This window comes from Desulfovibrio sp. MES5, assembly GCF_002237645.1.
Taxonomy (GTDB): domain Bacteria; phylum Desulfobacterota; class Desulfovibrionia; order Desulfovibrionales; family Desulfovibrionaceae; genus Desulfovibrio.
Genome location: NZ_MJUZ01000029.1, coordinates 1 through 26,798, shown reverse-complemented (window position 1 = coordinate 26,798; position 26,798 = coordinate 1). Strand labels below are relative to the sequence as shown.

The following is a 26,798-nucleotide window of genomic DNA, read 5'->3' as shown; positions in this document are numbered from 1 at the left end:
CCTGGATGACTGGATAGCCCACTACAACACAGAGAGAACCCATCAAGGCAAAATGTGCTGCGGCAGAACGCCCATGCAAACACTCATTGAGGGAAAAAATCTCTGGCAAGAGAAGGTCGGACAGCTTAATTAATCGGACAGGCAACGCCGTCAAAACGGAGTGACTGTCAGATCAAGTCTAAACTAGTACACAAGATGTTATTCTTCAAATTTTTCCATCTTGGTTTGACGCGCTATTTCAACCGCAAAAGATGTTCTCGCGTTGAATTTTTACGGAAGGGAATATACGCATGTGGGCCTGTCCTCAGCATGCAGCAGAATGCCTACTCAAGAAAGCTTGCAACATAAAAAGCTGCGCCGAGCAGATTGTGAACAGATGAAGAAAGATGGCGATAGCCTATTGAGGTTGATCAAAAAAAAAATTGCCTTACTCTGCCGTATCCTCACCTGATGGGTGAATCGTGCCTCCGGGCGCTTGTGTCTGCTCACCTTCATCCGCCAGAAATTCCATCCTCGTTTTCAACGAGGCATTTTCACGTGTAAGTCCAAGGATTTTATCCTGAAGCTCTTCATTTCTGGCAAGCAGCTTCTCCAGCAAAGCATCTCTGGTTGCAGCGTCTGCCCCCAAAACCTGACTGCAGGCGGGACGTTGCTCTTGTGCCATCAACATTTCGCCCTCTCCCCAAAAAAGCCATTCTCGGTTCACCTGGGGAAAGGCGCTCACAATGTTATTCAAAAGTTCAAGTCGAATTTTCGACTGACCCTTGGGTTTAAGATAGTCAAGAAAGGTGGTCGGCTTTGAGCCAACCAGCAACGCAAAATCATTTTGTGTCATGCCATCAACACGTTTACGCCAAGCGATCAGATCTCGCAGGCGTTCGCAAATTTCTTTTTGTTCTACTTTTCGATTGACCATATTCGAATTTTCGACTAAATATTTATCACCAGCAGCTAGAGCAAATTATCTTTGAGAATATGCATTCTTAAAGATCAAGCCACATCCGTTATGGCGCTTTTCCGCGCAATAGGTTGCGCTTACGCCATCACGGCTGACGTCTGTTCACACAGCGCCGAGCGTTTCAAAATGAAAAGACCTTGATAGCAGCAGCCAAAAGCCACGTACAAAAAACCGCATTGTCTTGATAACAAGGAGGCCGCGCAATGGCAACAAAGCGCATTGCCACGCCATTTCATACCCCATGTATAAATGTTGTCCATCCGGGTGAGTGTCTTCCATAACTACCCGCCCTTGCCCAATTTTTCGTGTTCTTGCCCCATGGGGGATGGGCTTTCTCACGACACACGAAAATTGCCTGGGGAACAAAGCAGCGTTGCGCAAAAGGCATTCTGACCTAAAGGGGTAAATACATGATTCTATCCGAAGAGGAACGTATGTATTTGACCAGAGATTTATGGGAATGCATTTCCCCTCCGCAGTCAGAAGAATACCCTGATGTTAAGCCACAGCAACAACAGAAACGTAAGCATGCGCCACCTCCCCGGCGGCGAAGCACACAGCACAAAAAAAGAACTACAACTCAACAAAACAAACGCACGCAAAAAATGGAACGCGGAAACCAGGGTAAAACCGTGCCGCCCGCAAATCGGGGCGTCGTATTTATCATGGCAATCTCTGCCAGCGTGGCAGGATTTATGCTGGCAGGGCTCTTTGTCTGCCTCCTGTTCGCCGGATTGATTGTAATGTAGCCATGTTCAATGTGCTGATGAAAAACCATGCGATACTCAAAGGCATCCCGTCCACGGCAGCGTATAATTTAACAGCTTCGCCTGAAAAAACTCTGTCGGGTTGCGCGCAAGTGACCTGCGGCGCCATAAAGCATTGAAGACATATGGGCGACGGTGCTGTGCGGATTGTCTTCTGCTGGCTTTCCCTGATGCCCAGGCTACCCGCCGCACACTTTGCAGGCCCGAAATCCCTTTGCTTTAGCTTCCTGTGGGGATGCAAGCGGCACAGTGCAAGCCTTGCAATTGAAATACTTGCAGCCACTATTGTGGTAAATGCGTGATTTTACGTTCCCCCTGTAGGCTGGCCATCCCGCCTGGGCAGTCATGCCGGGCGTTGCCGCCAGCAGGGCGAGGGTCAAAATAAAGGCCATGGTTACGATGCGTCGCATGCTGCACCCCCGGCAGTCAGGTTTAATGACACAACGGGTCCCTCAGGGCAGTGCTCAACCCAGCCAATTATACAGGGTCACCGGTCGGCCCTGACCGCCGTAGCCCTTGGAACTGCCAAGCCGCCCCGTTTCCGCCAGATAGTCAAAATACTTCTTTAAAGAAATACGCGAAATTCCGGCTACCCGCTCAATGTCTTTGAGACTGAAGAGGCCGGGCTGTTTTTGCAATACCGACACTACGGTTTCAAGGGTTTGGGCATCAATCCCCTTGGGCCTGCCAGCGCCCCCCTTGGGCTTTTTTATGAATATACGCCTGTCCAGAATGTCCTGAGTCATGGCTACTTCAGGCGACATGAGCAGACGGCGCTTTTCCTGAAACTGCAACATGGACTCACGAAAACGTTCGAAGGTGAAGGGCTTGACAATATAATCCGCCACTCCAAGCCGCAAGGCCTGCAGAATATCTTCGTTGTTCTGGGCTGCCGTGATCATGATGACATCCGAATGAAAGAACTGGGATTTGATAATACGCAGCAGTTCCATTCCATCCATACCGGGCATGAACACGTCCAGCAGCACCAAGTCCACATGGCAGGTACGCAACAGCTCCAGGCCATCTTCGGCCAATCTGGCGGTATGATCAAGGCTGAACCCTTCAATGCGCTCCAGATATCCGGCTGCAAGATCAGCTACCATAGGGTCGTCTTCAACAATTATTGTGCGGATCATGCCTGCCCCCCATTGGTGAGCATGGCCAGGGGAATATGCACAGTAAAGGACGTCCCCTGTCCCGCATGAGAATCAACTTCGATGGAGCCGTCTAACTCGTCAAGCGTTAAAAGCAGCATATACAGGCCGATGCCTCTGCCCGCCCCCTTGGTAGAAAAACCTTTTCTGAAGATCTCCGGCAGGTGTTCTTCGTCTATGCCCCGCCCGGTATCCGCAACGGTGATTACAAGGGTGCCATTTTCGCAATGCACGGACAAATCAATATGCTTTTCCTGAGTAAAGCTGACAGCGTCAAAGGCATTGTCCACCAGATTGCCCAAAATTGTCACAAGAGCGTGCGCTCCGTGGGGTGAAAGCTGCGGAATAACGCCGCTGCCGCCCAGGGTCAGCGTGACATTGCGCTCGTGGGCGCGGCTGAACTTGCTTTCCAAAAGCCCGGCAAGAATCGGGTCCTGCACGTTAACCTTGATGGAGGAAGTTTCGCGTATTTTACTGCCTATGATCTGCGACAGATATTCTTCCAGCTCTTCATAACGCCTGTTGCGCAGCAGCCCCGAGATAACGTGCAGCTTGTTCAGATATTCGTGCGAGCGGGATCGCAAGGCCTCCGCATAATTGCTCAGACCCGTCATGCGCTCCGCAAGGGCGCGCATCTCTGTCATATCCCTGAATGTTGCAACAGCTCCAACGGTTTTACCCTGTATAATAATGGGGGATCTATTGGTCATAATGATCTGTCCATTGATGTTCTGTTCACGGTCATATTCAGGCTTGCCTTCTTTAAGGATGGCATCAAGGCGCGTTGACGGCACCACTTCTTGTACAGGGCGTCCCAACAATTCTCCCTGTACTCCGGCGGACCGAAGGATCCTCTCCGCCATTTCATTTACGACAACAAGCCTGTTATTCCTGTTAATGGCGATAATGCCCTCGCGCACTGTACTCAGGATGGCGTTACGCTCTTCAAGAAGACGCGCGATCTGATCCGGCTCAAGGCCGAAAAGAATTTTTTTGATTTTGCGCGACAGCAAAACGGCCAACAAAAGGCCAATGACCAGCGAAAGGCTGAACAGCCATGTCATGGGACTGGTAAGCCGGGATACGCTCTTTTCAATCTCACGAGACATGATGCCAACCACAACGGCGCCGATCTGCTGACCGCTTTCATTATAGACGGGCCTGAAAGCCCGTTGAGAAAAACCGAAGGTGCCGCGGGCGGAAGAAATATAGGTTTTACCCAGCAAGGCTTCACCCTCATCCCCGCCAACAATGTGCGCGCCGATTTTTTGCAACTCAGGGTGATAAATACGGTTGCCATGCATATCTATGAGCACAATAAACTTTACACCGGAAACGCTTGTAAGCATGCGGAGAAAGTCTATCATCTGAACCCAGGCATCCCCTTTTGGAGTCTGCATTCCTTCAATGACAACAGGAGATTCTGCGGTAAGTTGCGCCACATTGGAGACCGTCTGTTCCGCCTGCTCAAAGCCGTATTTGCTGATAAAATATGAACTTGCAAAATGGCTTAGAAGTATGGGGGGGCAGAGGGCAAGACTGACCATCATTACAAGCCTGATGAACAGGCTGTTATTTTTTACAAAACTCATCGGTACGTATGCAGGCGACTGCCGTGATTATATGGTTGTCGGACAAAAGAACCGAGTAGATACGGTGATGACGGGGGAAATATACGGGATTTTGCAAAAGATGATTCGGAGCATCCTGCCGCCAAGCATCCGTTCACGCGGAACCGATGCGTCAGGCAGCATAATATCAGGAAGGGAGTACTGTAACCATTTTTGATACAAAACTGTTTTTATCTATTATATCTTCTGATGAGATGCAATTCATGACCTTCATAACGCTATAAAATAAAAACAATTATAATAGTGCTGGTTAACAGGGCAACATATCCTTTTTCACGTTATTTGATATCATTTTTTGTCGTTACAACGGAACCACCGTGACATTCTCCATTAATTTCTGGTGCTGAAGAACTTTTCTCCTCTTCTTTCTTATCAAACTGGCAAACCCCTATGCAGCGTACACCACCACAGTGCGGGCAGGCATTGCGCGGTTGCGGCAAAAAAAGATCACGGAATATTCGAAAGAAACTGCGCATACTCATTCACTGTTTCTAACGCAGAAGCCAGGTGGCCGCAACGGCCAACTCCGGCTTGCCATGTAGACCAATTTGGGCCAACTTTTGGTAAACCCGATATTGTCTGATTACAAAAGAGGATTCCAATGGAAAATACACGCTTCATGAAAAGAGCAATCGAGCTTTCCAAAGAAAGCATGCAGCTTGGCGGGGGGCCTTTTGGCGCGGTCATTGTGAAAGACGGAAAAATAATTGGCGAGGGCATGAACAGAGTTGTCCCCCTCAATGATCCTACCGCCCATGCCGAAGTTGTGGCTATCCGCGAGGCCTGCCACAAACTTGCAACCTTTGACCTCTCGGGCGCGGTAGTCTTTGCCAGTTGCGAACCCTGCCCCATGTGCCTCAGCGCCATCTGGTGGGCACGCATTGAAAAAATATATTTTTGCAATACACGCGAAGATGCGGCAGCCGCCGGCTTTGATGATGCGGCCATTTACCAGGAATTATCAAGAGATCTGACAGAAAGAAAACTGCCTATCGAACAACTGCGCTGTGAAGACGCATGCAATACATTCGCTACATGGCTGTCCAGTGCAGACAAGACAGCATACTGATTTCGCTGACTAAATCAGGGTAACTTTTAAATGCTTCATGTTCTGGAGCAGCCATTCTGTCCAAAATGCGATTTTTGACAGAATCCACCCCACGTTGCGGGCGCTGCACTCGCGTACAGCGCTAGAGCATGTAATCTTTTTCAAAGACAGCATGCTCTAAACTGACTCCCAGTGACAGGCAACGCGCTGCCCCTCCTGTTCTGCGGCAACCTCGAACAAGTTGAACGTGTGCTCTTTTGGGCGCAACCAATCTTGACAGCCGCCTATTTTTGAACTATGAAATGAAGATTCAAAGCCTGACGGTGCGATCCCTTTATTATTGTGGATTACGGCATCGCACCAATTGGTAGGTATAAAACTATCTTGTCGGTATCGCTCAAATTTCTTTTAACGCCGGTGATTTTTGGCGCTTTCTCTGCTCAGCAAGAAAGCGCCGTTTTTTATGGTGGAGCACATACATGCAAGTAGCTGAATTAATTAATACCATCGAAGAAATCGCGCCTCTGGAAGCAGCGGCCCCGTGGGATATTTCCGGGCTTCAGGTTGCAGCCTTGCGGCATGAGGTCAGCAGCATCGCAGTCTGCCTTGACCCGACGCCGCACTCCATCAGGCAAAGCTTTGATCTTGGAGCACAGTTCATCCTGAGCCATCACCCCTTAACGCTCAAACCCTCGTTGCCGACGAAGCTTGATGCATACCACGAAGTGCTGCGCCTGCTCTTGCGCGCGGATGTGCCCCTGTATGCGGCCCACACCTCGCTGGACGTCAACCCCCGGGGGCCTGCGGGCTGGCTGGCGACAGATTTGAAGCTTGACAATCTGACCGTGCTTGAACCGGTGTCCCCTCCCGACGCGGACGGGCATATACTGGGGTATGGCCTTGCGGGCGACCTGCCGCATCCCCAGACTGTCGAGCATATCATTCGCGCGCTTGAAAGCATTCTTGATCTTTCCACAGCGACCCTGAGCGGGCCGCCTCCCGGAAAAATACACCGGCTGGCATACTGCACCGGTTCCGGTTCATCACTGCTGGCTGCGGCGCATAAGGCCGGAGCCCAGTTGTTCATTACCGGTGATGTAAAATACCACACTGCGCTGGACGCTGAAATCCCGCTTCTTGATGTGGGGCACCACAGCCTTGAAGAAGAAATGATGCGCCGTATGTGCCACGTGCTCCAGCAACGGGCTCATGGGGTTGCAGTGCACTTTGTGCCTTCTGCTTCCCCGTTCCGCACCGTTGCCCTGTCATGAATCCTCAGGAGGATCTTATAAATGAATAATGCCGTTTACTTTGAACAGATCAAGCAGCTTGTTGAGCTGCAGAAAGTTGATGACGCCATCCACTCAGTACGGCAGGACATGGAGCGTGCCCCCAGCGAACTGGATTCGCTTGAACAGCGTTTCAGCGCCAGCGAAACGCAACGCAACTATATTGTGGACAAGCTGACCCACCTTCAGGAACAGCAAAAACGTCTTTCGCTTGAAATCGACGATGACAGCGCCCGCATCAAGAAAAGCAAAAACAAGCTTATGCAGGTTGAAAATACGCGCGAATACCATGCCATGATGCGCGAAATGGACAGCATGGAAAAAGTGAACCGCTCCCGTGAAGAAGAAAAAATGACTCTCATGGAAGAACTGCAGTTCCAGAAAGACGCGCTGGCCGAAATTGACCTTACCCATATGGCCATTAAGGCCGAACTTGAAGTGAAGCGTGACGGCCTTGAAGAAAAGCTGCAAAAAGGCAACGCCGCACTTACCGAGCTCAATGCCAAACGCGCCCAGGTCAGCAAGGCCATTCCCCAGCCTGTCTTCATGCGCTACGAATTCATCCGCGAACGCCTGGAGCACCCCGTTATTGTGGCTGTTAAAGAAGGCATCTGCTCTGGCTGTCACATTGCCGTTCCGCCGCAGTCCTTTATCGAGCTGCAGCGCGGCCAGCAGATTTTGAGCTGCCCCAATTGCCAGCGCCTCATTTTCTGGTGCGAACACTTCAGCGTGGCTGATGCGCCGCAATGCGCCCCCAAGCCACAGACGCTGACTGACTAAAACTTTTGGCTCATGAGCCAGGACCGGACCGCTCCAGATTAAAGATCATGCGATCCGGTCTTGCGGCGTGCTTTGCCGCCCATGCAGCTCCAGATTGCGGGAGTCGGACAGACCGTCGCCGCGGGTGAAAACCCGGGGAGGAAAGTCCGGGCTCCACAGGGCAGGACGCTGGGTAACACCCAGGAGGGGCGACCCTCGGACAGCGCCACAGAAAGCAAACCGCCCGACCTTGGTCGGGTAAGGGTGAAACGGTGGTGTAAGAGACCACCAGATGCCGCGGTGACGCGGCATGCTCGGCATACCCCGTTCGGAGCAAGACCAAATAGGGAAGGCGGCTGGCCCGGCCACAGCCTTCCGGGTAGGTTGCTTGAGGGTGCGGGCAACCGTACTCCTAGAGGAATGACGATCACACGCGGGCAACCGTTGTGACAGAACCCGGCTTACAGTCCGACTCCCGCATACTGTTAGCCAAAGGCTCAATCATGCCTGAAAGTTCCATCCCCCTTCCAGGGCAGATCAAACCCTGGGCTATACTTCTGGCGGCCGGGCAGGGCAGCCGCCTTGCCGCCGCCGCTGGCGGACGCGCCAAGCAGTTTCTGCACTGGCGGGGCGCGCCCCTGTACTGGCACTCCGCCAGGGCCATGAGCCGCAGCGCGGTAGTTGCGGGCATTGTTTTTGTTTTTCCCCAAAACGGTCATATGGAATGCGAAGAGCGCCTGCGCGAGCTGCACGCTGCCGAAGACCTGGGCATTCCCTGGCTTACGGCTGTCGGCGGTGAAATGCGGCAGGATTCCGTACGGAACGCCCTGTCCGTGTTGCCCGCAGACGCCCGTCATGTGCTTATCCACGACGCGGCGCGTCCTTTCCTGACGCCCGCTCTGGTGCGACGCGTTTGGGAGGCTTTGCAGCGCGGCGCCTGCGGGGTTATCCCGGCCCTGCCCGTGACGGACACCATCAAGACCGTCGCTGACGGTCTTGTCACAGGAACCTTGCCGCGCCAGACTCTTATGGCTGTTCAAACGCCGCAGGGCTTTTCTTCCGACCTTTTGCGCCAGGCGCATGCCCATGCCCGGGAAACCGGCTTGAGCGTCACAGATGACGCCTCGCTGCTTGAGGCTCTGGGACACAAAGTTCATGTGGTTGAAGGCGAGGCTGCCAACGTGAAAATTACCAATCCCGACGATCTGGCCCTTTTGCGCGACGTTCCTGCCCTGCCGCGTCCATGTACCGGCATGGGCTATGATGTGCATCGTTACGGCCCAGGCCGACCCATGCGGCTGGGGGGAATTCTCATTCCCTCAGGCCCCGAGGTTGTGGCCCACTCTGACGGCGATGTCCTCCTCCATGCCCTTACCGATGCCGTGCTTGGCTGCGCGGGTCTGGGCGATATCGGCCAGCACTTCCCCGACAAAGACCCCCGTTTCGACAATATTTCTTCAGCACTTCTGCTGGACCAGGCCCTGGACATGGCGCGTCAGGCAGGCGTGCGCCTGTGCCACGCGGATCTGACAGTTGTTGCCCAGACGCCGCGCCTCGCGCCATACCGCGAAGAGATCAGAAAAAATATCGCTCGCCTGCTGGCTCTACCGCCCGCCTGCGTCAATCTTAAAGCCAGCACCGAGGAGGGACTGGGCTTTACGGGCCGCGCCGAGGGCATCAAGGCATATGCCGCTGTTACCGCGTGGGCAGAAGACTGCCCCGCTCTTGTGCCGCCTTCTTCATTGCAACGCGACATCTGATTCCATAAGGATCGCCATGAACACAGAATTGCACCGCCCCTGGTTTGCCCACTATGACGCCTTTGTCCCCCGCATTACCGAACCCTGGGACAAGCCCCTGTACGCCATGCTGGACGAAGCCGCGGACAAGTACCCCAACCGCCCGGCGATCATTTTTCATAACACACGAATTTCATACAAAAAACTACACGAATCCGCCGAACTTTTCGCGGGCGCGCTCAAGCGCCTTGGCGTGAAGACCGGCCAGCGCGTCGCCCTCATGATGCCCAACATGCCGCAGACCGTGATCGCCTTTTGGGGCATTATCAAGGCCGGGGCAGTGGTGGTCATGACCAATCCATTGTATATGGAAAAAGAGATCATGGCCAACATGCAGGATTCCGGGGCGGAACATATCGTCATGCTCGACATGCTCTGGCCGCGCGTTTCCGCCCTGCGTGACCGCCTGCCCTTGCGCAATTTTATCATAACCGGCGCGGCCGATGCGCTGTCTTTTCCCCTTAACTGGCTGTATCGCCTTAAAAAGACCCGCAGCAAAAAAACGCCCATCCCCTACGACGGCAAAAGCGTTTTTGAGTGGAAAAAACTGTTCAAGGGTGCGGAGCGCTATTCAGCCCCCATCGCCGACCCCATGCATGACCCGATCATGCTCCAGTACACGGGCGGCACCACTGGCCTGCCCAAGGGCGTCACACTGACGCATTCCAACCTGGGCACCAATTGTCGCCAGGTGCTGGACATCATCAACGTCAAGGCTGAAGACCACCATACCTTCATATCTCTTCTGCCCTTTTTTCATGTGTATGGCCTTACGACCGGGCTTATTATTCCCATTGCTCTGGCCGCCACCACCCTGCCGCTGCCCAGGTATGTGCCGCAGGACGTGCTGCGCCTCATAGCCAAGCATAAGCCAAGCATTTTCCCCGGCGCGCCTTCCGTGTACATTTCACTTTTGCAGCAGAAGAATCTGGCCCAGTTCGACCTGCGCAGCATCAAGATATGCGTGTCCGGCTCGGCGCCGCTGCCAAGAGAAATATTCCGCCAGTTTCAGGAAACCACCGGCGCGTCCATTCTTGAAGGTTATGGACTCACCGAAGCTTCGCCCATCACCCACTGCAACCCCTTGGGCAGACAGGGGCAGAAGCCCAACTCCATCGGCATGCCCCTGCCCGGCACTGACGCCCGCATCGTGGATATGGAAGGCGGCTCCCTGACCCTGCCCCCCGGCAAGATGGGCGAGCTTATCGTCTCGGGCCCGCAGATCATGAGCGGCTATTGGCGGCGGCCCGACGAATCGGCCAGCGCCCTGCGCAACGGATGGCTCTATACCGGCGACCTGGCCACTATGGACGAAGACGGCTATTTTTACATTGTGGACAGAAAGAAGGACATGGTTATTGTCAGCGGTTACAACGTTTACCCCCGCGAGGTGGATGAAGTGCTGCTGGAACACCCCAAGGTTCAGGAAGCGGTGAGCGTGGGCATACGCGACGATATTCGCGGTGAAGTGCTCAAGGCCTATGTTGTGCCCCAGGAAGGGGAAGAACTCACCAAGGCTGACATCATCGCCTGGTGCCGCCAGAAGCTGGCCGGATACAAGGTGCCGCGTCTTGTGGAGTTCCGCAAGGAACTGCCCAAAACCATTGTGGGCAAAGTACTCCGGCGCGCCTTGCGCGAAGAGGAAGAAGCCAAGCTTGCCAAACGCAAGCAACGCAAGGCGCAAAACGGCGCAGCGGCAAGCGCGGCTGGAGCCGGCGAAGAACCCATGGGACATTCCTGATGCGTATTCTGGCCCAAAGAGTAACGGAAGCTTCCGTCAGCGTTGATGGCCGCCAGGTGGCGGCCATCGGCCCTGGCATTATGGCTCTGGTGGGCTTTGGGCAGGAAGACGGGCCTGATTTCAACACAAGACCGGCATTTCAGGGCATGGCCCATAAACTGCTGGGCTTGCGTATTTTTCCCGGCCAGGGTGAACTTGCCAACAAATTTCATACTTCTCTTGAAGAATTTGGCGGCCAGCTTCTTCTTGTCCCCCAGTTCACCCTGTACGCAGACTGCCGCAAAGGTCGACGCCCATCCTTTATCGATGCGGGAAATCCCGACTGGGCAAAGCCCATGTTTGACTATTTTGTGAAGATGGTTGACGAATCTTGTGCCGTCAGCGTATCTTCAGGCATCTTCGGTGCCGATATGGCGGTACGCCTGTGCAACTGGGGACCTGTCACCATATGGCTTGATTCGGCAAATCTTTTTGCCAGTTGACGCCCGCGTAGCCTGGAGGGCAGCCTGTGTTTACCCTACAAGCGGAGTCTCATAAAAACGTCACGGTTCTGCGCTATCTGGGCGACATGCTCTTGCCTGATGTTCCCCAGTTCAGCCGCCAACTGGAAGCATACCTTCTGGCCCCGGGCATCAAACAGGTCATTCTGGATCTGAGCCACGTTGACAAGGTGGACTCTTCAGGGCTGGGAGTGCTTGTAAGCGCCAGCACCAAGAGCCGGGGGCACGGCAGAAGACTGGTTCTCCTGACGCCAGCGCCCCACGTGGCGGAGCTTTTGAAAAAAGTGGAAATTGAGGGTTTTTTTCCCTCTTTTGACAGCGAAGAGGAATTGAAGGGCTATATTCCCGACGCTGCGGACTGACCGCCCGGGCGCATGCTTACAGGCTTTACGGATGGTGCATGGTGCAATACTATCTGCGGCATTACTTCAATCCCGATTTTGACCACCTCCACCTCAAACCGGGCGGAGAGAATGGTTCTTCTGACGTCTATAGCCTGGGGTATGTCCAGAACGCTATCGACGGTCAGGTGCTGGCGGAAATCATCCCGCTTGAAGACGCCGGGCCGGATCCCGACCCTCGCTTTATGCTCGACAGGCACAAGTTTCCGGCTGGCCCCAACACCCGCGTCGATCCCCAGTATCCCAATTATCTGCTTGCTGCCGCCAATGGTTACGTATTCTATCTTGACGGCAAAATCACCGTAAAGTGTCTGCTCAATGTCCGTCAGGACATCAGCTTTCAGACAGGCAATATTTTCTTTGTGGGCGACATGGCCATTCACGGCTCCGTGCGGGCCGGTTTTTCCGTCCAGGCCAACAATGTGCGCATAATGGGCATGGTGGAAGGGGGCGTTGTGCGCGCCCGGCGTAATCTCATGATCGACGGCGGCGTGCGGGGCGGCGCAGGGCAGCACAGTCTGGTGGATGCCGGGGGTAAGCTGCTCTCCCCGTTTCTGGAAAAAGTGGAAGCCCGCGCCCGCGACAATATCGTTATTGACAAAAGCTGCCTTTATTCCACTGTGTATGCCGGAGCCAGCATAGTCGTCCGTGAGCTTGCCTACGGGGGCATCATCAACGCCTACGGCAGCGTTTATGTCGGCAAACAGCTTGGCAACAAGGCAGGCATTCCTACCAAGGTGTACCTCGGCTACGACCCGCTAAGCATCCGCCAGCTGGAAAAAATCGACAGCATCATCGCCCAGCAGTCACAGACCATTACCCACCTCAATGCCGTTGCCGGACATTTGCCGCCCGAAACCAATGAAACGAGCCGCAAACTGCAGGCTCTTCGGGCACAGCGCCAGCAGCTCATCAAGCGACGCAACGATCTCTGGGCTCGTCTCTCTCTGGACGAAAACTATATGCACAACTGTCGCCTGCTGGTGCCGGGGCGCGTCTACCCTGGCGTGGAACTTTCCATCGGGCGCGCCTTCCTCACCATCGACAGCATCTACGACAAGGTGGTGTGCCGTCTGGTTGAGCATGAAATCATCATCGAGCATTTGCAGCACTCTCATCTGGGCGAGCCTCAATGAGCCTGCCAGACCAATATTCGTTTCGCGCAATCTTCCCCTGTGGCGAGAACGCCGCCCCCGATGCCGCTCCTGTTGACGTGGAAGCCGTCATCGGCTCCCGCAGCTTTGCCATGCTTTCACCGGGCGGCCCGGAACGAGAAGCCGCCATCATCCAGGCGCTGTCGGACGAACAGTTGCAAGACGCCCTGCCTGTGCTCCTCGGCTGTGGCATGGGGCATGCCCTGCGGCTCTTGTTGGAACGCTGTGCGGGCCCTGTGGCAGTTGTTGAAAAAGAAGTTGAAATCCAAAAAATTAGTGGAGCTATTGCCGCCCTGCCCCCACAAGATCGCCAAAGGGTGCAGTTTGTCTCCGCCACTGACGTGGATGAGGCCTTGCGCCAGCTGACCCACTGGCAGGCGCAGCATGACGACTTGCGCCTGTTGCCCCTGACCCTTCCTTTCTATCTGCGTCTTGATCGCATATACTATGGCCGCCTGCAAAAAGAGCTTGCGGCCAGCGCCCGCTTCGACTTCTGGAGCCGGGCCACAGGGCCTCGATTTGCGAATACGCAGCCGCGCGTTCTTCTGCTCACCAGCAAATATTTTCTCATGGGCGAGGTAGAAGGAGCGTGCCGCAGGCTTGGCCTTGAGTACAAACTTGTGCATATCAAGAACGACACCCTGGCCTGCACTGATTTTGTGCAGCAATTGCTGGAAGCCGTGGTGTCGTTCCGCCCTGACTGCTGCATCACGCTGAATCACATGGGCGTGGACGTTGAAGGCGTGCTCATGGACCTGCTCGCCCGCCTTCAGTTGCCCCTGGCCTCATGGTTTGTGGATAATCCCCACCTTATCATCCACCTGTATTCGCGTTGCGTCAGCCCCTGGACAATCCTGTTCACCTGGGATGCGGACAATATCGAAAGCTTGCGGGCCTCAGGCTTTGAGCATGTTTTCTATCTGCCTCTGGGCACGGACCCTGAGCGCTTTCATCCCGACAATGGCGCAGACGCGCCTGCTGCATGGCAGGCGGATATTTCCTTTGTGGGAAATTCAATGGTTTACAAAGTGGGCGGCCGCCTGAAGCACGGGCGCTTTCCCCGTGCCCTGCTGCTCCCCTTCAACAAGGTTTCGCAGGCTTTTATGGAGAGCGAGCAGCGCTCTGTGGCCGACTTTCTGCGTGATGCCTTTCCTCAGGTATTTGCCCAATATGAAGCCCTGCCGAATAATGAGGCAAGACTTGCTTATGAAACCGCCGTCACCTGGCAAGCCACGCGCCTGTATCGCAATGGCTGCGTGCGCCGCCTTTTGCCGCTGAAACCTCTTATTGTGGGTGATGACGGGTGGAAGGCGGAATTCAGGCACGAGCCTGTCCAGCCGCGCTATCTGGATGCGCTGAGTTACTATACTGACCTGCCGCGCTTTTATTGCCGCTCGCTGGTGAATTTCAACTGTACCAGCAAACAGATGAAAGGGGCGGTAAACCAGAGAATTTTTGATGTGCCTGCCGCCGGAGCCTTTGTTCTTACTGACTGGCGACCCCAGATGGAGCAGCTCTTTGAACCGCATGAAATGATCTGCTACCGTGACCCTGATGAAGCGCCGCATCTGGCGCGGCACTATCTGGCCAACCACACCGAACGCCAGACCGTCGCCCTGCGGGCCCGCACGCGAGTTCTGGCCTGCCATACCTGGGCCCACCGCCTGCAGACGCTGCTGCAACACATGCGTCAGGTATACGGAACCCCTGCCGCCAAGACTCCTCCGAGCCACAGGGAGCGCGCATGAGCGCAGACCCCATACTTGTCCTTCAGATGCACCGGATGGGGGACCTGATTCTTACTGTCCCCCTGCTTATACATCTGCTGCGACATCACCCGAAGCATGAACTGTGGGTTGCAGCCGAACCGCAGTTTTTTCAGGGGCTCATGCCTCTATTGCCCAAAGTGGTTTTTTTTCCGCCAACGCATTGCAAGGCATTGGCCGAGCGCCATTATGAACTGGCCATCAACCTGAGCAGCCGCCCGCAGGCTCTGGACTGCCAGGCGCGACTCGAGGCGGGCCGCAAGCTTGGGCCGGAACATCTGGCAAAAAACAGCGCATCCGACGCTTTCAGCAATCAGCATGTCCGCGGCTACTGGCAGTTGTACCGGGCCGCCCTGACACAAAATAACTGGAACAATGCATTTCACTGGGCTGACCTGCACCTGCTGGATCTTTTTCCACATCCCGACCTGTCAGGTGTACCGCACCCAAGGGCAAAGGCTGCCGGCACACGACGCGTTGGACTGGTGCTTGGCGCGAGCGAAGCGGCCAAACGGCCAGACGTTGATTTTTGGGCAAGACTGGCGCGCCGTCTGGCCGTAGAGGGCGCCCTGCCGCTGCTTCTTGGCGGCCCGGCAGAGCAGGAAATGGGGCGCGAAGTGGCCCGTAAAGCCGGACTGCACGGCGCTGACCTGTGCGGTCGCCTGTCTCTCAAAGATCTGGCGGCCCTCATGCGCACTCTGGATCTCTGTGTCACCCCTGACACAGGTCCTATGCATCTGGCGGACATGACAGGCGTACCAATACTTAACCTCTCAATGGGGCCGGTACACGCCCGGGAAACAGGCCCATCATCGCCGGGTCAGTACATTTTGCGAGCAGCCATGAGCTGCGTCGGCTGCTGGCAGTGCCACCGCAACCAGCTTTATTGCAAGCAGGCTTTCACGCCTCCCGGTGTGGCGGCTCTGATTCTGAGTCTGTTGCAGTCTTCCGGGCGTCCGGCTGTGCCGCCAGGATTGGCCCTGTCACGTACGGGTCGTGACGCTCTGGGGCTGCACAGCCTTGAACGGCTGGATGACCCGGCAGAAACAAGCTGCCGCCCCCTGTTGGAAGACTTCTGGCAGGCTGTCTTTCTTTTTCTCTATGACCCCGACCAGCGCGTTTTACTGGTACAGAGGCTCGAAAAACTGCATGCCGCCTTTCCTCGTGTGACGAAAAGCATTGCCATGGCCCTTGCCGCGCTGTGCGGCCAATGTGCGCAACATCTCAGGATGTCCAGATCAGGCTTGCCGGGGGGCTTCTGGCGTTCCCAACCGCCCGTCATACGTCTTTTTGCCGGTTACATTCATATGCGCTTGCAAAATGATGACTATTCCTCCCATGCCTGGAACGCCGCACTGAAAACTCTGGACGAAATCAGCTCTTTTTTCAGCCGCTTGCCCTGAAAACCTTTCCTTTCCCGCCAGCATGCGCCAGTTTTTTCGGCTTGCCCTTTTTTTCTTCCCGATCCCGGCAATACTTGCCTTCTCCGCCAAATCCCATAAATCATAACATATCTATATAATTATATTTTTATTTTGGAACACTCTTTGAATGGGATGGCCATCAAGGAGTGCATGATGCAGATTATTCCCACAAGCGCCGGATCATTTGATGCCCTCATCAGCAGCAGCAAGGAAAACTCTTCCTTTGCGGACTTTTTCGCTTCCGTGCATGACGCTATCGACAGTATGCAACAGGGTGAAAATGTTTCAGTAAGTTCAGCGCTTGAGGAAAATCAACCCGCAGCCGCTACGCCCAAGGTGCAAAGCCCCTACAGCCGCGCCACCACAGACGGCGTAACGTATACGCTGGATGAGGTGTGCTTCACCAAGCAGGAGCTGGTGCAGTTGCGTTACGACCTTGTGAAGGCTGGAGCGCCAGAAAATGCCCTGAAAAAGCTTGATGCCCTGGCAGGACAGCCCGACGGCGCAACGCTTTCTCAGATTATGGCCAGCTTGCAGACCTTGAACGGCGCGCCCCAACTCAGTGATGACGACAAGGCCCAGATCACGTCGCTGCTGAAAAAAATAGACTCTTCAGGCATTCTGGATGCACGGGTGCAGCAACTCATGGCCGAAGGCAAAGGAGAAGCTGCGCTCGGCACTGTCTATGCTTTTATTTCGCAGATGGACGCCACCACTGTTCTTGAGGTTAGCGCAACGGAAGCGCTTGCCTTCGGGCGCGGGCTTGGGCTTGACTCCTCAAATCTGCAAACGCTGGCCAACAGTTTTGGCGGCAACAGCAGCGTTAATCTTCTTGTGGGGCAATTTTCCACTCTCATGGCTCCAGCGAGCGGCTTTTTCAATGAACAGAAGAGCGCTCAAAAGCAGCTGGACGCCGCCTTGCAAACGACTTTGCAACCCCTTGTCAGCAAAGCCCGCGCCCGTACGGAAAAAGAACGTCAGGCAACCGCCCTGCGCATTAAAGAAGCCCAGCAAAGCAAGGTTCTCATCAGCAAAACGGTATCCAAAAACAGCCGTCAGATGCTGGACGAAACGTTGAGTGCCGCTGGCAACGAAGGCGCAAGGACCGTTGACGCCGAAAACGTACTGCGCCAGAGCGACGCCATAAGCAGAAAGCTTGACGGCAGTCAGAGCGCGGGCATTGGCCATGCAGGCAGTCAAGACGCAAAAGCCACTGCCGACACAGGGCTTTCCAAGGCTTCGTCCAACAGGGAGCAGGCGTCCAACACTCAAGGGACCACCAACAGACGATCCGAGGACACCCCCCTGACACGCACGCCTGATGAGCGCCAAAACGATACAGGCCGCCGTCATGCAGGCGACAGCCGTCAGGACGCCAATTCAGAAACAGGGCGTGACTCATCCTGGAATGAACTCACCCGCAAAGTTGAAACAAGTCCCCTTTTCACCATGCGGCAGGACAATCAGGCTGCGGCCTCAATGATCCAAAATCTCACCACCGCCGTTGAGCAACCGGAAGCCGTTTCTCAGCCCGCACCCCTGGCAAGATATGTTGGGCAGCAGGTTGAGCAGGGTCTGCTTTCAAGCTCCCGCAACGGCACGACGCGCCTCGACCTGCAACTGCACCCGCAGGAACTGGGAGCCATCACCCTCAGCCTCAGCCTGCGCAACGGCGAAGTCAGCGCGACCATTCGCTCCGAAAAAACTGAAACAGCCGAGATTGTCACCCGCCAGCTTGAAGCCATCCGCACCAACCTTGAACAGCAGGGGCTTAAAGTCGACAAGGTGGAGGTGCAGCTGAACTCCCGCCAGCAGGACGAAAATGCCTGGCAAAACCTGGATCAACACAACTCCTGGCAGGAAGAAGATGCCCGGCGCGAAGAACTTGCGAGGTTGAAAAAACTTTCAACAATGCGAAATTCTTCAAATAATTTTGAAGACACCACTTTGGAACAGCCTGTGCATTCTTCTGCCCATGCGGCAAGATATGCCACCCGTTCATTAAATGTGGTGGCGTAAAAACAGCCGAGCGTGAGGAACAAGCCATGGCCAGCAGCATAACAACGTCACTGAACCAGACCAACAATGAGTTCAATACCGCCCTGAGCAAACAGAAGGGAAGTAATCTGGACAAGGACTCCTTTATGCTTTTGCTGGTGACGCAGTTCAAGTATCAGGATCCCTTGAACCCGATGGAAGATAAGGAATTTATTGCCCAGATGGCGCAATTCTCCAGTCTTGAGCAGCTCATGAACCTCAATACGAGCATGGAAAGCCTTACAACTGCCACCAACAATCAGCAGATGATCAACGCCACTTCCTACATAGGCAAGCAGGTGACGATTTCGGGCAACTCCATCGGCAAGACTACCGACGAGACTACCAAGGAAACCACCATCACGCGTTTCCGGTACTCTCCTGCGGACAATACCGTTGGCGGAACCATCACGGTTCGCGATGGCGACAACAATGCCGTCTACGTTGAAGAACTCAGCGCCAAGAACAAGGGTACGACTTACGAATTTTTATGGAACGGCAAGAACACTGACGGCACTGTGGCAGGCGACGGCGTATACACGGTCAACCTTGTACTGCGCGACAGCAACGGTGACGCGGTTCTTTCTGACCAGGTGGTGGACGCCAAGGTAACAGGCGTTGTGACTGATAGCGGCGTGGTTTACCTCGGCCTTGAGGGCGGCCAGCTCATGCCCCTTGCTAATGTACGCCAGGTCATGCTGCCCGCGACAACAACTGCAACTGACAGCAGTGATCCCAGCACAAGTACGGGTACCACTACTGATACCGACAACAGTACTGCCACCGCAAAAAATGCAGTAGCATCCAGTGCAGCAGCTATAAGTACGGCAGTCAGCAATGCGGCAACCAGCAGTGCAGCGGCCATCAGTACGGCAGCCAGCAATGCGGCAGCCAGCAGCGCTGCGGCCATCAAGACGGCAGCCAGCGACGTGGCAGCCAACAGCAACATCAGTCTGAGCGACGTGCTTTAACAACAGTAGATCGGCACAATGAGCCTGGCAGCGCATAGCACCGCGCCCGCTCAAAAAAAATATCCCCCTATCCAAGACACGGAGGAAGTTATGGGTCTTTCAGCCAGCATGTGGACAAGCGTTTCAGGTCTGCTCACCCACGGCCAAAAAATGAACGTGGTCGGCAACAATATAGCCAACGTGAGCACTCTTGGCTTCAAGAGCCAGCGCATGGACTTCAACGATTATCTGTACAGGGGCATCGGCACCACCAGCGGCACCAGTCAGATCGGCGCAGGAGCTGGCGTGTACGCCATCCTGGGCGATTTTTCGCAAGGGTCGCTTGAAACCACCAACTCAGCGACTGACCTTGCCATTGACGGCAACGGGTTCTTCCAGGTGCGCAAGCCCAATAGTGAGCAAATGTATTACTCACGCGCTGGCGACTTTTATTTCAACAAAAGCCGTGAACTCCAGAACCCTGAAGGCTATTTGCTGCAAGGCTGGAAGGTAAACAACGAAAAGAAGCTGACTTTCAATAACGGCGCGACCAATCTTGGCAGCGACAAGCTGAGTAAGTCGGCTTATGTTGGCTCAGGAACTCCCACTGACATCGTGCTGGACAGCTGGAATATCGTTCCACAGCAGACCACCAACGTGACCTTTACTATGGGCCTGACCAATGATGGCACCGGTGATCGCACCACAAGCTCCACCAGCCCCATGACCGCGCTCTTCGACCTGTGGGATGGAACAAGCAATCCGCCAATGGCCGATACCGCCTATGCCACGCAGTCCAGCATTGACGTCTATGATGAAGGCGGCGGCACCCATACGATGACCGTTTACTATGATCAAGTTGACACCACCAAGACCGATTCCAACGGCAATACCATATACAACATCAAGGGTTTGCCCGCCGGATACACTGTGTATGAATATCTGGTCACCATTCCCCCTTCACAAGACAACCGCAGCTTTGGCGGCACAGGCTACAATGAGGCCACCAACACCTGGACTACTGAGCCGACCAAGTTTTACAACGACCCCACGGCTGGCACCAACAAGAATGCGGGTGTGCTCATGAGCGGCGTCATGATCTTTAACGCCAGTGGCCAGCTGGTCAACCAGACCGCCTACACCTATGGCGCTACGGAAACGCCTGCCGCCAACGACCAGGTGGCCGTGGATCCTTCACTCAAATCTTCCTGGCAGCCAACCAAGGTGTCCAGCAACGGCCTGCCGGTCTTTTCCGCCAACTTCACGGGACAGCCCTTGGCCAACAGTGTGAGCGAAACCCTGTCTAACGGCGGGGGGACTCCTGTAAGCCAGGTGCAGAATTACATTACAGAACTGGATTTCGGCCTCAAAAGCATGGGTACACCTACGTGGACGAATAATACGACATCACTTGCCGATCTGGCGGTGCACAGTCCTACTCCGCCAGCCACGACGCCTCCCCCGTATGTTGACTATTCCAATGTTCCCATTATGGGCAACGCGCAACGTCAGGAATACGCCAGTGTGGCCAATACTACATCCTATACAGTACAAAACCGCACTCAGGATGGCTATGCTTCAGGCACATTGAGCAACGTAAGCATAGATAACTCCGGTGTCGTTCACGGTGTCTATTCCAACGGCAAAACCTTGCCCCTGTATCAGATCGCCATGTACGATTTCCAGAATTACCAGGGCTTGTACCGCGAAGGCGGCAACCTCTTCTCTGCTACAAATGATTCTGGCGAACCGCGTCTGGGTGTGGCGGGCGACAATGGATTTGGCACGACACGGGCCTACAACATCGAACAATCCAATGTGGATATGACTACAGAATTCGTGCAAATGATTTCAACCCAGCGTGGCTTCCAGGCAAACTCCAAGGGCATTACAACCGTAGACACCATGCTGGAAACCGTTATTGGCATGAAGAGATAGCAGGTAATCTGTTTGAAGGGATGGAGGGTCGGCTCAAGGCAGTCAAAAGCCGAACCCTCCACGGCGTTGGGGATAGCGCTGTGCCCTTTCTTTCCGTGCAGGCGTCGGCCATTTTGGTCGACGCCTTTTTGTATCAAGCCCAGGCCAGTGCTCTACAGCGAATTTTTATCTGCAGATTGCCTTTGAGAGTGCATACCCTCAGAGAGGAGCCCCCCGCCTCGACGTGCAATAATGCGGATACCCCGCATTTACGCCCTGAGATCAGCCGCCTGCTAGCATTTTCCAAAGCAGCTTCAAAGTGAAATCGCCCTCACTGTAGGCCCGTTTGAGGCGATGTGCCCCCGCATGCCAGCCCTTGGCAGCGCTTTGTGTAACATGACGAAAAAAATTATAAAATTCTGCTTGACACTTTGCCATTTTTTCCCTTAAAAGAACACCTCACAGCGCGTCCCCATCGTCTAGCCGGCCCAGGACAACGGCCTTTCACGCCGTCGACAGGGGTTCAAATCCCCTTGGGGACGCCAATGAAAATAATGGGTTACATCAAAAGGTGTAACCCTTTTTTCATGCGGAAACGGTTACAGAAACGGTTTGAAAAAACTACAATTTCTGAACTGTCATTTCCGGCCTCAAACACTCCTTCTTTTCCCCCTTCCGCAACGCTTTGTAGGGCAAGCAGTTACGGACGTTCCCAATCCCCAAGTGGGATTATTGTGCCCCTTCAAGCTGTTCGCTTACGGCGAACTACCACCTGAGAAGAAGGTATGGGCGTTTTTTCCTGTGTACTGCCTTTAGCAGTGAAGGAAAGCACCTTGCCGCAACCGTTTCCAGAACCGTTTCCGGCAGGATCAGGTTCAAGGCCGTGGCCCGCAAAACGGGCTGCCAGACCTTCCAAGGCTCCGCGTGTCTCTTCAAGCCCCAGTGTCCGTAAATAGATTGCCGTGGTATTGGGGCTTTTGTGCCGCAAAATGGCCTGAATCACACTTACGGGCTGTCCCATCTTATACAGGATGGAGGCAGTCAGGTGCCGGATAGCATGAAAGCCGAAGGGTTTGACCTTGGCCCGTTCACAAAGCCGCTTCATGAGCTGCATACGCTCCTTGAAGGGCTTGCCGTACTGCTCCCGACAGAATCCACCGTCCTGTTCGCAGATGAAGACATAGGTGCTGTCTTTGAATGTGCGGTTGTCCCACCACCAATTCAGGGCTTCAGCCAGTTCACCGGTCATGGGCAGCCAGTCATACTCCAGCGAACCATCACGCCTTTTCTTGGTATACAGGCGGATTCGACTGTTGCCGAAGTCCACATCTTCCCAGCATAGCCGGAAGATTTCACTGCGCCTGGCTCCCAGGTGGAGATAACAAAGCAGCATAACCCTGTCCTGTCCCTGTGTTTGGGCAAAAACCTTCCAGAAGTCTTCCTCGGCAGGGACATAACGCGGATGTCGCTTTTCCGGGAATCTGTCCACAAGGCAGGGATTGGGGGTGGGCAAACCCAAATACTTGATTCCCCAATTCCAGGCCGCCACAAGATTTTTACGATCCTTGTTGGCGGCATTGCCGCTGCGGGTTTCAAACTGCACCCGAAGCGCCGCAAGAACCTTGCCCGGCGTCAGGCTTGCCACAGGAGACAATGGATTCACAATCAGCTGCGCTGCCTTGCCTTTGCCGGTTGTGGCGGCAAATAGCTTTCTCAGTGCCTGGCGCTTTTCGTTGAAGGTCTTCCTGTCGTACTTGGCTGCATGATCCAGATACTTTTCTGCCCAATTCTTCAGGGAGCAGACCGTATCTGTCGTGGCCTCCCAGTTTGTTTTCCGCTCTTCTGCCTCCCATTCCAGGGCTGCTGCCCTGGTGTCGAACAGTTTCTGCCGAATCTGGCCCAGTTTCTGAACCCGCCCCTTCCACCGGACACGTCCGTCTTTCATAATCTTTGATGCCATGATTGGAACCTCGCAAGGCATCCACCACATTGCGCTCAAAGAACAGAATCCTGCCACCAGGAATGGGCCGTATCCCACCGAATGCCTCATAGTGGCGGCGAACGGCGTCAACGTCAAGATCAAGCCAGTGGGCAAGTTCTTTTGTGGGGATACGATGTCCCAGGTGTTCTTCAAGAAATTTTGACATGGCGGCCCTTGTTGTGGACAATAAGGGCCACTATAACGCATGGGTGGAAGACAGGAAGACTTTCAGCAACTCTGGATGGTATCCAGAGATGGAGATAGAAGATGTCACATGTACCAATTTTTGAAATACATCAACGACGCATTATTCCTTTTCCCGAAAAAGTATTACAAGGTAAAGATGCTTTCCCTCTGCGCTGCAAGCTGCATCTTGGCTTGACGGCTGCTGCCATGCTCTTTCCCCGTGACCCGGAAGATTTTATGGGCTATGTGGCACAAGAAATGGCTTTTCTCATTTCAGAGATGGAAGTGATGGAAATTGAGCTTCAAGAAAAAAGCTCAATTGAATTTATTGAGTTGCCGCGTTATCTATACGGTTCCAGGACAAATTTTTTGCAGTATTCCCGCTGGAAAGGATTTTCTGAAAACGGTAAAGGCTCACTCGAAGAGCGAGTTTCACAAGGTCAATTCTGTGGGGGCATTTATTTTCTCCACACCGTTATTGAAAAACCTCTCAAAGAAGTCATTAATCTTATCATTAAACAATTTTATAATTTGAGGGACGAAACGGAACATAGATTTCCCTTCACATTGTCTTTGGATAACATCCAAAACAATATCTGGCCGCGATTCAAGGATGTAGCATGGTTGTGGGCACCACTTTGTTATCATTCTATCCCCATGAACAGCCAGAGGATAGATTTGGAAGACCTCTCAATGGTTAGGACTATCTTTGATGGTGGGCAATTTCGTAACAGCTGGTACGGATTTGTGGATGGCGCGTTGCGTTTTTATCAAGAGGCCCGTGATAATGAAAAACGGGCAGGAACAAGCCCGCCCATCGATAAAAATCTTTGGCATTTTTCATTCCAGCTTGATGAAAAATAACCAATAACGACAGCAGCACATTTATTCTTCCGAGCCCGCTTCTGTGGGCTCCTGCTGCTTCTTCTTCCTTTTCATTTTTGCAAGTTCTTCTTCAGGAGGCATGAAGTCACTCCAGTAGCGACCCATGCCGCGTCTGTTATTGATATTTTCCTTCAGAGATTCGGCTAAAATCCTTTTTTTCAACTCCGTATCCATTGCCATAAGTTTATCAATCATGGCTCCCATGCATACAAAGGCGCGGGTTCTCTCTTTGCGCGCCTGGTCGGTAAGCCGTTTCTCTACGGCCTCTCTTTTCGCGGCAATAAGCAATTCCTGCTGCTTAAGATGTTCCAATTTTTCTTCAAGGCTCATCTTTCTACTCTTGATGGTATTCATACCTGCAAAAACGCTCCTTTTTTAAAAAAAGTTCATTACCATAGAAGAAATCCCGTGGGGGGGCTACGCCCCACGGCGCACTTAGAGCAGTCTCCGCTTCGCTACGACTGCAAGTGCGCTCTGCGAGGCCAAGACATATCGCCATAGGCGATAGAAGAAAAAAATACAGCAGGACACCCATATGCTGCAAGGTAATATTCATCTGAACATCAAACCTGTCCAGCGAAACAAAGGACAGAGCATTGTGGCGCGTGTGGCATACCAGACCGCCAGCAGCATCCGTGACCCGCGCACTGGTGAATGGCACAATTATCGGTATAAGAAAAGTGAACTGGGCCAGACCCACCTTTTGCTGCCCAAAGCCGAGACTGTCAACATTCCTGAATATCAGCAATTCTGGGCCAACCTTGAAGCGCATTACAAACGTGGAAACTCAGTGCCAGCAAGGACGGCCAGTCTGGCCCTGCCTGTGGAACTGTCGCCTGACAAGAACCATGAACTTATGCTACAATACGGGCATTGGCTTAGTGATACCTATGGCGTTGCTGTACAGGTCACTTCACACAAACCGTATTCTTCAAATCCACATTTTCATCTGGCCATTACTGCTTGCACTGTTATGCCTGATGGCTCTTTTGGAAAAAAAGCCATTGCCCTTGACCCTATCAGCGCACAGCGCGAACTTAAACAACGTATTGCGCCGGTTGAAATTCTGAGGGCTCAATGGGCAAATATGGTCAATACAGCATTGGAAACGGCAGGGGCACCCGAACGGGTTGATCACCGCTCATACCTACGGCGTGGAATACAAGAAATCCCACAAAAACATGAAGGCGTCTGGCGGCATTCCAGTCAAGACCGCATTCTTGGCTGTCCAAAAGAATACAACAAAAACATTGAAACCGTAAATGAGGTATTACATCATGACAGAAGAAAATTTCAAGAAACTGCAAATCCGCATAGCAGCTTTGGAAAAATCGCAACTAGAGGAATGGGGGGCGATCAAGAAGGAACAAATAGAGATCACGCAAAAAATGCTCCAGATGCGCATAACTATGGACAACCTGCTCAAGGAAGCAAAGATGCTCATGGGAACCATGGACGAGATAGCCTCGGGTACGGTGGGCGAGATCGATCTGCCTTCCCTGGAGAAGCCCAACCTGAAAACAGTGGTAGATGCCATCATGAAAGTGAGCAACCAGCTGACTTCTATGAACTTGCGCATGACTCAACTGGAAACGTTGATAGCATCGGAGGCAAAGGAGTCTCCGACCTCATAATCCCCAAATTGCTTGCTGCCGTTTCAGCCCTTGAACTGGAAACCCTGCGACTCTCATACAGTATTTTGAAACATGAAAGCCGCAGGGGCAAAGTATCGCTCAAACTGCCCACAAGTGGCCTTGTCGATGTCGTAGTCCAAGGAATTACGCCGCTTATGGCGACACTGGAAACAGAGGCTCTGCGGCTGCAAAATAAAAGCAGTGACCTTTGGCTTCGCACTTGCCCAAAGATCGTGCTGCCAAGCGCGAATCTTACAGACATTGTGTCTGCCCCGCTATCGAGACTGACGTGTGCGCTTGCGCCTGTTTTTGCAGAAATGGCCTTCAGAGTTGAAAACCTTCATAAATACAGGCAAGAAGAAGCAGGAAAGAGGCATGGGGCAGCCCGCGTTCGTGGATATCTAGAATCTGCAACCATGCCCATATCTGCCAACAATGAAGCATGGCACAAAAAATTATGGGAGCTTATTGTTGCCAAAGCCGTGCAGGAGCCAGTTCCATTGAGCATCCTTTCACGGCTTCATAACGCGCACATCAAAGTCCAGTCGATGTTCCCACAGGTAACGGTTTCAGAATTTTCCCGCATTCTGAAAGTTTTCAGCGCCAGGACACCAGAAGAACAAAGTATGGTTCTTCCGGGTTTTCCGTGGGTAGCTGATCTGCTAATGTCCTTCCCGGAGGGCACCAATGAAGGATACGGACCTATATTTTCGGATTCTCGGGCTGACCGAGCCCTGGTTTGTTGAGGCTGTTGAACTGGACACGGCGGAAGGTCGGGTAGACATCCGCGTGGAGCATGGTCCTGGTGTTCGCT

General features: G+C 53.7%; 23 protein-coding genes, 1 tRNA gene, 1 other RNA gene and 1 pseudogene. 20 read left to right on the top strand and 6 right to left on the bottom strand.

Annotation, left to right across the window (positions count from 1 at the left end; translation table 11 throughout):
• Positions 1-133, top strand: a pseudogene (locus BCS36_RS08865) (IS481 family transposase); the annotation flags it as partial.
• A gap of 294 nt (positions 134-427) precedes the next feature.
• Here the strand turns inward: BCS36_RS08865 and BCS36_RS08860 are convergent.
• Positions 428-916, bottom strand: coding sequence for a hypothetical protein (locus BCS36_RS08860; RefSeq protein WP_291302537.1), 489 nt, complete (start codon positions 914-916; stop codon positions 428-430).
• A gap of 452 nt (positions 917-1,368) precedes the next feature.
• Here BCS36_RS08860 and BCS36_RS08855 point away from each other — a divergent pair, with 452 nt between their 5' ends.
• Positions 1,369-1,707, top strand: a complete 339-nt coding sequence (locus BCS36_RS08855) for a hypothetical protein (protein ID WP_291302536.1) — start codon at positions 1,369-1,371, stop codon at positions 1,705-1,707.
• Positions 1,708-2,189: 482 nt separating this feature from the next.
• Here the strand turns inward: BCS36_RS08855 and BCS36_RS08850 are convergent, their stop codons facing one another.
• From BCS36_RS08850 to BCS36_RS08840, 3 genes are all read right to left on the bottom strand, one after another.
• Positions 2,190-2,864 (bottom strand): response regulator, encoded by a 675-nt coding sequence (locus BCS36_RS08850; protein WP_291302535.1) that lies wholly within the window; start codon positions 2,862-2,864, stop codon positions 2,190-2,192.
• Positions 2,861-4,474, bottom strand: a complete 1,614-nt coding sequence (gene dcuS / locus BCS36_RS08845; protein ID WP_291302534.1) for a DcuS/MalK family sensor histidine kinase — start codon at positions 4,472-4,474, stop codon at positions 2,861-2,863. The genes BCS36_RS08850 and dcuS overlap by 4 nt, the downstream gene beginning before the upstream one ends.
• A gap of 317 nt (positions 4,475-4,791) precedes the next feature.
• Positions 4,792-4,995, bottom strand: coding sequence for a hypothetical protein (locus BCS36_RS08840; RefSeq protein ID WP_291302533.1), 204 nt, complete (start codon positions 4,993-4,995; stop codon positions 4,792-4,794).
• Positions 4,996-5,114: 119 nt separating this feature from the next.
• Between BCS36_RS08840 and BCS36_RS08835 the strand changes: the two genes are divergently transcribed.
• The 15 genes from BCS36_RS08835 (at position 5,115) to BCS36_RS08765 (ending at position 21,843) form a co-directional block, all read left to right on the top strand.
• A complete protein-coding gene (locus BCS36_RS08835) occupies positions 5,115-5,582 on the top strand; it encodes a nucleoside deaminase (RefSeq protein WP_291302532.1) in 468 nt (155 codons plus the stop codon).
• 458 nt (positions 5,583-6,040) lie between these two features.
• Positions 6,041-6,832 carry a Nif3-like dinuclear metal center hexameric protein gene (locus tag BCS36_RS08830; protein WP_291302531.1) on the top strand — a complete coding sequence of 264 codons (792 nt, stop codon included), beginning with the start codon at positions 6,041-6,043 and terminating at the stop codon, positions 6,830-6,832.
• A gap of 21 nt (positions 6,833-6,853) precedes the next feature.
• Positions 6,854-7,630, top strand: a complete 777-nt coding sequence (locus BCS36_RS08825) for a C4-type zinc ribbon domain-containing protein (protein WP_291302530.1) — start codon at positions 6,854-6,856, stop codon at positions 7,628-7,630.
• 99 nt (positions 7,631-7,729) lie between these two features.
• An RNA gene (gene rnpB, locus BCS36_RS08820) (RNase P RNA component class A) lies at positions 7,730-8,089 on the top strand.
• A 56-nt stretch (positions 8,090-8,145) separates the two neighbouring features.
• The gene (ispD, locus tag BCS36_RS08815) at positions 8,146-9,369 is read left to right on the top strand and encodes a 2-C-methyl-D-erythritol 4-phosphate cytidylyltransferase (protein ID WP_291302538.1); all 1,224 of its coding nucleotides are present in this window, start codon (positions 8,146-8,148) and stop codon (positions 9,367-9,369) included.
• A gap of 16 nt (positions 9,370-9,385) precedes the next feature.
• Entirely contained in the window at positions 9,386-11,149 is a 1,764-nt protein-coding gene (locus tag BCS36_RS08810) for a long-chain fatty acid--CoA ligase (protein WP_291302529.1), read from the top strand.
• Positions 11,149-11,631, top strand: coding sequence for a D-aminoacyl-tRNA deacylase (gene dtd, locus BCS36_RS08805; protein ID WP_291302528.1), 483 nt, complete (start codon positions 11,149-11,151; stop codon positions 11,629-11,631). The genes BCS36_RS08810 and dtd overlap by 1 nt, the downstream gene beginning before the upstream one ends.
• Before the next feature lie 26 nt (positions 11,632-11,657).
• A complete protein-coding gene (locus BCS36_RS08800) occupies positions 11,658-12,011 on the top strand; it encodes an STAS domain-containing protein (RefSeq protein ID WP_291302527.1) in 354 nt (117 codons plus the stop codon).
• 38 nt (positions 12,012-12,049) lie between these two features.
• Positions 12,050-13,186: a FapA family protein gene (locus BCS36_RS08795; protein ID WP_291302526.1), complete on the top strand. Its 1,137-nt coding sequence runs from the start codon at positions 12,050-12,052 to the stop codon at positions 13,184-13,186.
• Positions 13,183-14,952 (top strand): DUF3880 domain-containing protein, encoded by a 1,770-nt coding sequence (locus BCS36_RS08790; protein ID WP_291302525.1) that lies wholly within the window; start codon positions 13,183-13,185, stop codon positions 14,950-14,952. Before BCS36_RS08795 ends, BCS36_RS08790 begins: the two co-directional genes overlap by 4 nt.
• Complete coding sequence (locus BCS36_RS08785) at positions 14,949-16,373, top strand: glycosyltransferase family 9 protein (RefSeq protein WP_291302524.1); 1,425 nt, start codon at positions 14,949-14,951, stop codon at positions 16,371-16,373. Before BCS36_RS08790 ends, BCS36_RS08785 begins: the two co-directional genes overlap by 4 nt.
• Before the next feature lie 171 nt (positions 16,374-16,544).
• Positions 16,545-18,413: a flagellar hook-length control protein FliK gene (locus BCS36_RS08780; RefSeq protein ID WP_291302523.1), complete on the top strand. Its 1,869-nt coding sequence runs from the start codon at positions 16,545-16,547 to the stop codon at positions 18,411-18,413.
• A 26-nt stretch (positions 18,414-18,439) separates the two neighbouring features.
• Positions 18,440-19,402: a flagellar hook assembly protein FlgD gene (locus BCS36_RS08775; RefSeq protein ID WP_291302522.1), complete on the top strand. Its 963-nt coding sequence runs from the start codon at positions 18,440-18,442 to the stop codon at positions 19,400-19,402.
• Positions 19,403-19,492: 90 nt separating this feature from the next.
• The gene (locus BCS36_RS08770; RefSeq protein WP_291302521.1) at positions 19,493-21,319 is read left to right on the top strand and encodes a flagellar hook protein FlgE; all 1,827 of its coding nucleotides are present in this window, start codon (positions 19,493-19,495) and stop codon (positions 21,317-21,319) included.
• Positions 21,320-21,766: 447 nt separating this feature from the next.
• Positions 21,767-21,843, top strand: a tRNA-Glu gene (locus BCS36_RS08765).
• Between the two features lie 197 nt (positions 21,844-22,040).
• On the opposite strand, the gene BCS36_RS08760 is transcribed toward BCS36_RS08765, so the two are convergent.
• Positions 22,041-23,243: a tyrosine-type recombinase/integrase gene (locus BCS36_RS08760; protein WP_291302520.1), complete on the bottom strand. Its 1,203-nt coding sequence runs from the start codon at positions 23,241-23,243 to the stop codon at positions 22,041-22,043.
• 13 nt (positions 23,244-23,256) lie between these two features.
• Here BCS36_RS08760 and BCS36_RS08755 point away from each other — a divergent pair, with 13 nt between their 5' ends.
• Both BCS36_RS08755 and BCS36_RS08750 read left to right on the top strand, forming a co-directional pair.
• Positions 23,257-23,442: a hypothetical protein gene (locus tag BCS36_RS08755; RefSeq protein WP_291302519.1), complete on the top strand. Its 186-nt coding sequence runs from the start codon at positions 23,257-23,259 to the stop codon at positions 23,440-23,442.
• A gap of 104 nt (positions 23,443-23,546) precedes the next feature.
• Positions 23,547-24,329 (top strand): hypothetical protein, encoded by a 783-nt coding sequence (locus BCS36_RS08750; protein ID WP_291302518.1) that lies wholly within the window; start codon positions 23,547-23,549, stop codon positions 24,327-24,329.
• A 21-nt stretch (positions 24,330-24,350) separates the two neighbouring features.
• On the opposite strand, the gene BCS36_RS08745 is transcribed toward BCS36_RS08750, so the two are convergent.
• The gene (locus BCS36_RS08745; RefSeq protein WP_291302517.1) at positions 24,351-24,704 is read right to left on the bottom strand and encodes a hypothetical protein; all 354 of its coding nucleotides are present in this window, start codon (positions 24,702-24,704) and stop codon (positions 24,351-24,353) included.
• 181 nt (positions 24,705-24,885) lie between these two features.
• Here BCS36_RS08745 and BCS36_RS08740 point away from each other — a divergent pair, with 181 nt between their 5' ends.
• Positions 24,886-26,730 carry a MobA/MobL family protein gene (locus tag BCS36_RS08740; protein WP_291302516.1) on the top strand — a complete coding sequence of 615 codons (1,845 nt, stop codon included), beginning with the start codon at positions 24,886-24,888 and terminating at the stop codon, positions 26,728-26,730.
• Positions 26,731-26,798: the final 68 nt, after the last annotated feature.